The following is a 7,165-nucleotide window of genomic DNA, read 5'->3' as shown; positions in this document are numbered from 1 at the left end:
ACCGCCCCGCCCCGCCGAAACTAGGGGACGAACCGTCACCGAAACTAGGGGACGAACCTTCCTCCCCCACTTCCCGCACTTCCCCCAGTTGCAACACGGGGACGAACCCAAACCTAGGGGACGAACACTCCTCCCCCACTTTCAGCACCGGCCCCTGCCCCGCCCCGCCCCGCCGAAACTAGGGGACGAACCGTCACCGAAACTAGGGGACGAACCTTCCTCCCCCACTTCCCGCACATCCCCCAGTTACAACACGGGGACGAACCCAAAACTAGGGGACGAACACTCCTCCCCTACTTTCGGCACCGACCACCCGGCCCACCAAACCTAGGGGACGAACACTCCTCCCCTACTTTCGGCAGTGGGCGCGCGGGGTCAGCACCAGACGACGATCTCGCCCTCGCGGTCGGCAGCCTCATAGACCGACACGGCGCCGATACCCTCGGTGGCGCAGCCGCCGTCGGCGAACCGGAAGGCGTACTGGTGGAGTGGGCAGACGACGGCGACCGGGTCGAACTGGCCGTCGGCCAGCGGGCCACCGTTGTGCGGGCACACCGCATCGGCGGCACGCAGGCTGCCATCGGTCATGCGGAACACGGCTATCTGGCGTTCGGCGACAGCATATGCCCGCCCTTCGCCGACGACGAGATCGGCCGAAGCCCCGACGACGACGGGCGCGAATACGGCGGTCATCGGACCCCGACCTCCGGCGAGGGGCGCGCACCGCGGGCCGGGACGACGGGCAGCGGCATCAGCGGCAACGCCGGGGTGAACTGGGCCGGCGATTTCGGGGCCTCACGGTCGAGCCACGGGTCGACGTATCCGGCGACGGCTTCCTCGATACGTTCCTGCAGTTCGACGACCAGACCGTCGCGGTCGTCGACGATGATCGCACGCAGTTCCTCGATTCCGCGGCGGGGCACCCACGCATAGGTGCGCTCTAGCCATTTGGCATCTTCGCGGTAGTACTGGATGAACAAGCCGCACAGTCGGATCACCTCGTCGGCGGAGTCGACGGTGGCCAACAGGTCTCCCTTGCGGATGTGGGCACCGGCGGCGCCGCCGACATAGATCTCCCATCGCCCGTCGCCGATCGCGACGACCCCGAAGTCCTTGCACAGCGATTCGGCGCAGTTGCGCGGACAACCGGTGACTGCGAGCTTGAGCTTGGCCGGTGATTCCAGTCCCTGATAACGACTTTCGAGTGCGATTCCCAACCCTGTCGAGTCGTCGAGCCCGTACCGGCAGTAGTCGGTGCCGACACATGTCTTGACCGTACGGAAGCTCTTGCCGTACGCGTACCCCGACGGCATGCCGAGATCGGCCCACACCTTGGGCAGGTCTTCCTTCTTGACGCCGAGCAGGTCGAGCCGCTGACCGCCGGTCGCCTTGATCATCGGAATGTCGTATTTCTCTGCGACATCGGCGATCTTGCGCAACTGCGCTGGCGAGGTGACTCCACCTTTCATCTGCGGAACCACCGAGAAGGTGCCGTCGCGCTGAATGTTGGCGTGTACCCGATCGTTGACGAACAGCGCACCGGGTTCGCGCTGCCAGTCGGCGCCCCACACCACACGCAACAAGGACGCCAACGGCATCTTCGACGCCGCGTCCTCCCCGCCGGGTGCGAGCGCCTCGAATACCGCACTGACCGAACGTAGATCGCGCTGCCGGATGGCCTCGATGAGTTCGGGTTTGCGCATCGGAATCGATGGCACATACCACTCCGCGGACGCATCGGTGGTCAGCGCATCACCGGCCGCCGCCGCGACGACGTCGGCGACGAGCGCCTTACACGACCCACACCCCTTGCCTGCCCTTGTCTTCGCGCACACCTCGCCGACGCTGGTGCATCCCGACGCCACACACGCGACGATGTCGCCCTTGGTCACGCCGTTGCAGTTGCAGACCTGAACGTCGTCGGAGAGTTCGGCCGCTCCGGTGGCCGCGCTGGGTGTCCCGAGATCGAAGAGCATCGAGATGCGTTCTTGCGGCAGGGGAACTTTGTCGGCGAAGGCCTGCGTGAGGAAGGCCGCCTTGGAGATGTCGCCGAGTAGCATCGCACCGATCAGCTTGTTGTCCCGGACGACGACACTCTTGTACACACCGCTGCGCGGCTCGTAGAACTGCACGAATTCGTCGTCGGCGCGCTCCGGCCCCTTGACACCCATCGCGGCGACGTCGACGCCGGCGACCTTGAGTTTGGTGGTGAGACGTGAACCATGGTATTCCGCTTCGGGATTCGCCCCGGTGAGCACATCGGCGAGCACCACCGCCTGCTCCCAGAGCGGAGCCACCAGCCCATAAACCTCGCTGCGGTGCTGCGCACACTCCCCGACCGAGTAGATGAATGACTCGTCCTCACAACGCATCTGATCGTCGACGACGATCCCGCGTTCGACGACGAGCCCTGCGCCACGGGCGATCTCGACATTGGGTCGGATCCCCGCGGTCACCACGATCATGTCCGCGTCCAGTGTGTCGCCATCGGTGAAGCCGACCCCGGCGACGGACCCGTCGTCGTTGCGCAGCACCGACGTCGTTCGCTTACCGGTGTACACCCCGACACCCAGCTCCTCGATCTTGTTGCGCAACACGGTGCCACCGCGTTCGTCGAGCTGCTGGTTCATCAGATGTCCGGGTGAATGCACCACGTCGACGTCGACGCCCTGCGTCTTGAGCCCGTAGGCCGCTTCCAGTCCGAGCAGACCGCCACCGATGACCACCGCGCGCACATGATCGCGGGAGGCCGCCATCTGCAGCATGCCGTTGGTGTCCTCGATGGTGCGGAAGCCGAAAACCCCACGCGCCAAGCGTCCGTCGGGCTCACGGAGGCCATCCATGTTGGGGAAGAAGGTATGTGAGCCGGTGGCGATGATCAGGACGTCGAAGCCGATCACCTTGCCGCTCGCGCAACGAACCGATTTGGCGAAGCGGTCGATGGATTCCGCGCGGTCGCCGGCGTAGAGCGTGACACCGTTCTCGCGGTACCAGGCCATCGGGTTGAGCATCAGATCGTCGTCGTCGACGGTCGTCTCACCGGCGAGGACATGGCTGAGCATGATCCGGTTGTAGTTGCCGTACGGTTCGTCGCCGATCATCGTGATGAAGAACTGCTCACCGCCGCCGCGGGACAGGATCTCCTCGACCGTGCGCGCGCCGGCCATTCCGTTGCCGACGACGACCAGCCGCCGTTTGGGTGCCGCATCCGGATCGAACATCAGAAGGTGACCATTCCGAAGTCGATGACGACCTCTCCGGTCGCCCCCGACGGCGCGGCGATCACCAGTTCCAGGATGCTGTCGGGATCGACGTCCTCGACCACCCGGAGCGGGACGTTCACCGAGGACCGGGCGCCCATCGGGAACATCCGCATCGGCGCACCATCGCGGGTGAGCGTTACGCAGATCAATTCGTCAGAGGAGTTGCCGCCCCGGAAGTACAGTGGTTGCGCGGTCATTCCCGCAGGTACGACGAAGGTCAGCGACGGGTCAATCGGTGCGGGTTTGGTCAAACCCGCACCGGTGAAACCGAAGACGCCCTGGAGGAATTGCGGACTGCTCGACATGGAGCCACTATCCGCGCCACGCATGAAGGGCCACTTGCCGACATGTTACGGCGAGGTTGTCAGCCGCTCACCGGACCCGGACCCGACGGCGAGATCACCATCGGCGCACTCAGCGCTTACGGCGGCCCGCGGCTCCCACCATCTCGGCTACCTGGGTGAACTTCACCCGCGGACGGCCCTGCTGGGCGCCGCGTCGACGTTCGGTGCGGTCGATCGCCCGCATCCCGCGGTATCCGATGACGTGCCGCACCCGCGTGCGGACGAGTGCCGGGAAGTCGGCGGCGGCACGCGTCGTCCGCGTCAGCCGGTCGTCCACCGCGTCCGCGATGAACTCCTCGACACCCGCCTGCGCGCACATCTTGTTGGCGCCGATGCCGCCGCTGGGTCCGCGTTTCGCCCAGCCCAGCACATAGGCTCCGGGGATGACCGCGCCGTCGTCGCCGAGCAGACGCCCGTCGCGATTGGGGAAGACGCCCCGCGCATCGTCGAAGGGCAGTCCGGGGATCGGGGTGGACCGATAGCCGATGGACCGGACGACGAGGTCGGTGGCGATCTCGTGGCGACGCTCGCCGGTGCGCACGGCCACCGAGTCGACGGCGTCGGCACCGATAATCGCCTCGGGTGCGCTGTGAAACAGGAAGACGATACGTCGGCGACCCGGATCGGCGGGCGCACCGAAATCCGGGAGTTCGGCATCGGGGCCGTCGATCACGACGACCTCGACACCCGGGATCTCGGACAGCGCACGGAATTCCGCGGAGGTGTAGGCAGCCGACGCCTGATCGCGACGGCCGAGCAGTACCACCTCGTGCACATTCTGTTCACGCAGCATCGCCAGCGCGCGGTCGGCGATATCGGTGGTGGCCAACAGTTCCGGCGGCGACACCAGGATGCGTGCAACGTCGAGCGCCACATTGCCGGTACCGACGACCACCGCACGTCCGGAGGCCGGATCGTCGGCGGTCCCGCGCCGAACGGGCGGACCGGCATCGGCGCCGGGCACCGCGTTGTACCAGGCCACCAGATCGGTCGCCGACGTCGAGCCGGGCAGATCCTCACCGGGGATACCCAGCCGCCGGGACTCCGACGCGCCGACCGCATAGAACACGGCGTCGAAGTGCTCGGCCAGCTCAGCAGGTGAAATATGCTCGCCCACCGACACATTCGTCATCATCGTGACGCGCGGGTCACGGTAGAGCAGGTCGAAGCCGCGCAGCACGCCCTTGGTGCCGGGATGGTCGGGGGCGACACCGGCGCGCACGAGGCCACCGGGGGTCGGCAACCGGTCGATGACGGTGACCTCTGCCTCGGTCCGGTCGAGAAGCGTCCGCAGTGCGTAACCACCCGACGGCCCGGTACCGACCAGCGCAACCCGAAGTCCGGCCGGCAGTTTCGGAATCTCCGGATACACCACGCCGTTCCAGCCCGTGGTGATGTCGGGGTTGTTCTTGTAGTAGTCGGCGTTGATGTCGATGAAGACCTTGTCCCGGGTACCCAGACGGTCGGCCGGGTAGATGGCATCGACCGGGCAGGCGTCGGCGCACGCGCCGCAGTCGATGCACGCCTGCGGGTCGATGTGCAGGATGTCGGAGGTCGCGAAGCCGCGCTCCTCCGGCGTGGGGTGAATACAGTTCACCGGACAGACGGAGACGCATGCCGCGTCGCTGCAACAGGATTGGGTGATGACGAACATCAGAGCATGTGTGCTTTCCGGTAGTACCGCATGGCCGGGCGGGTGAGTAGCCCGACCTCGTCGAGGAACTCCATCAGGTGGGCGCAGCTCGAGCGGATCATCGAATGGAAGTGCGAGTTGGCGTTCATCTCCGCGACCGCACGGTCGGCGTCGAGTCCGGCGTCGGCGAATGCCTTGCGCTGCACCAGACTCGTCACGATGAAGTAGGCGCCGAGAGCGACGTAGAGTCCGCTGACCTGTCGGCGCATCCAGCCGACGCCGCGCATCGACTCCCGCACCTCCTCACGCGCGAATCGCATGTGGCGCGACTCCTCGAGCACATGGATCTCGTTGACGGTGCGGATGAAGTCGAGGACCCGGTCGTCGCGCATGCAGCCGCGCTGGAAGACGTCGAGCACCTCTTCGGCGACGAGGATGCCGGCGTAGGCCACCTCATCCTTGGCGGTGCGCTTGAACAGCTTGCCCAGCCTGCCGACGAATTTCGACGGCTTGTAGGAGGTGCCGACCATCTTCTCCGACGCCTTGGCGAACATGATCGAGTGGCGACATTCGTCGGCGATCTCGGTGAGCGCGAACTGGAACTCGGCGCCGTGGTAGTCGCCGAGGTACTGATCCCGGATGACCATTTCCTGCAGGATCATCTCGAACCAGATGCCGATGTTCATGATCGAGGCGAACTCGTGGCGGGTCACCGAGATGCGCTGCTCTTCGGTCAGCTCATCCCAGTAGGCGGTGCCGTAGAGCGAGGACCATTCGGGGCTGCAGCCGTACTTCGTCGGGTCCATCGGCGCCGACCAGTCGATCTCGGTCATCGCATTGCGCGAGAGTCGAGCCGCCGAGGCCAGCAGCCGCTGCGAGACCTCATCGGTGCCCTGGTCACGCATGCTGACGACATTGTCGGTGCTGTCCGGGTGCTCGACGCGGGTTCGGTCCATTGCGGCAGTCATGCTGATCGCCTCCAGATCGTGACAACAACTGATGTCATACCAATGATTGTTGTCAAGATAGCACCGCTGGCGTCAGAGGTAAACGAGCCGATGAATATACTGACGAGTAAGAACGCCGCGATCGGCAAAACAGCAGGTCAGAATGGGAGAGACAGATGCCTTCAATTTTCATCACCGGCGGTGCGGCGGGGATCGGACTCGCCACGGCGGAACGTTTCGACCGTGAAGGCTGGACCGTCGGCATCTACGACGTCGACGCCGACGCACTCGCCAAGGCGAAGGAAGAGCACCCGTCCTGGATCACCGGCGTCCTCGACGTCCGCGACGAGAAGCAGTGGGCCGAGGCCCTCGCCGAGTTCACCTCACATACCGGCGGCACCCTCGACGTCCTCGACAACAACGCAGGCATCCTGGTCGCCGGCCGCCTCGACGCGATCTCCGCCGACGCGGTCAAGCGTCAGATCGAGATCGACGCCCTCGGCGTCACCCTCGGTGCACAGGCCGGCTACCCGTATCTGAAGGCAACCCCGGGTGCGCACCTGGTCAACATCGCCTCGGCGTCGGCGATCTACGGTCAGCCCGGCATCGCGACCTACAGTGCGACGAAGTTCTACGTCGGCGGCCTCACCGAGGCACTCGAACTGGAATGGGAGCACGACGACATCCGCGCGGTGAGCATCTGGCCGCTGTGGGCCAAGACCGCTCTCGCCGACACCGACGCGAAGTCGACCAAGACCCTCGGTGTCCGGATCACCCCGGCGCAGGTCGCCGACAAGGTGTGGGAGTCTGTGCACCCCACCCGCCAGGACAAGCTGCTGCACCGCACCAGCTACTCGGTCGGCGCACAGACCCTGTTCCTGGGCAATGCGGCGAAGTTCATCCCGAACTTCCTCAACCGCACCGTCAACAAGCTCATCGCGCAGTAGGCCCAAAACCACCACAAATGGACAGAACCAC

Annotated in this window: 6 protein-coding genes; 1 reads left to right on the top strand and 5 read right to left on the bottom strand. The window is 65.7% G+C overall.

All coding sequences use genetic code 11. The annotated features are described in order from the left end of the window. Window positions 1–375: 375 nt before the first annotated feature. From QSJ18_RS19940 to QSJ18_RS19920, 5 genes are all read right to left on the bottom strand, one after another. A complete protein-coding gene (locus tag QSJ18_RS19940) occupies window positions 376–693 on the bottom strand; it encodes a Rieske (2Fe-2S) protein (RefSeq protein ID WP_286328401.1) in 318 nt (105 codons plus the stop codon). Next, window positions 690–3,221: a nitrite reductase large subunit NirB gene (gene nirB, locus QSJ18_RS19935; protein ID WP_286328399.1), complete on the bottom strand. Its 2,532-nt coding sequence runs from the start codon at window positions 3,219–3,221 to the stop codon at window positions 690–692. The genes QSJ18_RS19940 and nirB overlap by 4 nt, the downstream gene beginning before the upstream one ends. Further along, window positions 3,221–3,568 carry a molybdopterin oxidoreductase gene (locus QSJ18_RS19930; protein ID WP_286328398.1) on the bottom strand — a complete coding sequence of 116 codons (348 nt, stop codon included), beginning with the start codon at window positions 3,566–3,568 and terminating at the stop codon, window positions 3,221–3,223. Before QSJ18_RS19930 ends, nirB begins: the two co-directional genes overlap by 1 nt. Window positions 3,569–3,677: 109 nt before the next feature. Continuing rightward, complete coding sequence (locus QSJ18_RS19925; RefSeq protein ID WP_286328397.1) at window positions 3,678–5,261, bottom strand: 4Fe-4S binding protein; 1,584 nt, start codon at window positions 5,259–5,261, stop codon at window positions 3,678–3,680. Then, the gene (locus QSJ18_RS19920) at window positions 5,261–6,208 is read right to left on the bottom strand and encodes an AurF N-oxygenase family protein (RefSeq protein ID WP_286328396.1); all 948 of its coding nucleotides are present in this window, start codon (window positions 6,206–6,208) and stop codon (window positions 5,261–5,263) included. Before QSJ18_RS19920 ends, QSJ18_RS19925 begins: the two co-directional genes overlap by 1 nt. Window positions 6,209–6,363: 155 nt before the next feature. Here QSJ18_RS19920 and QSJ18_RS19915 point away from each other — a divergent pair, with 155 nt between their 5' ends. Then, on the top strand, window positions 6,364–7,134 hold the full coding sequence (locus QSJ18_RS19915; RefSeq protein ID WP_286328395.1) for an SDR family oxidoreductase: 771 nt from the start codon (window positions 6,364–6,366) through the stop codon (window positions 7,132–7,134). Window positions 7,135–7,165 lie beyond the last annotated feature (31 nt).

The organism is Gordonia heveisoli (genome assembly GCF_030315745.1).
GTDB lineage: Bacteria > Actinomycetota > Actinomycetes > Mycobacteriales > Mycobacteriaceae > Gordonia.
Note: the sequence above shows the minus strand (reverse complement) of the source record. Positions and strands in the feature narration are given on the sequence as shown.

What these genes read in the sequence shown, in the direction of transcription:
- QSJ18_RS19940 (WP_286328401.1), bottom strand. Translation starts at nt 693, where the DNA reads ATGACCGCCGTATTCGCGCCCGTCGTCGTCGGGGCTTCGGCCGATCTC.
- nirB (WP_286328399.1), bottom strand. Translation starts at nt 3,221, where the DNA reads ATGTTCGATCCGGATGCGGCACCCAAACGGCGGCTGGTCGTCGTCGGC.
- QSJ18_RS19930 (WP_286328398.1), bottom strand. Translation starts at nt 3,568, where the DNA reads ATGTCGAGCAGTCCGCAATTCCTCCAGGGCGTCTTCGGTTTCACCGGT.
- QSJ18_RS19925 (WP_286328397.1), bottom strand. Translation starts at nt 5,261, where the DNA reads ATGTTCGTCATCACCCAATCCTGTTGCAGCGACGCGGCATGCGTCTCC.
- QSJ18_RS19920 (WP_286328396.1), bottom strand. Translation starts at nt 6,208, where the DNA reads ATGACTGCCGCAATGGACCGAACCCGCGTCGAGCACCCGGACAGCACC.
- QSJ18_RS19915 (WP_286328395.1), top strand. Translation starts at nt 6,364, where the DNA reads ATGCCTTCAATTTTCATCACCGGCGGTGCGGCGGGGATCGGACTCGCC.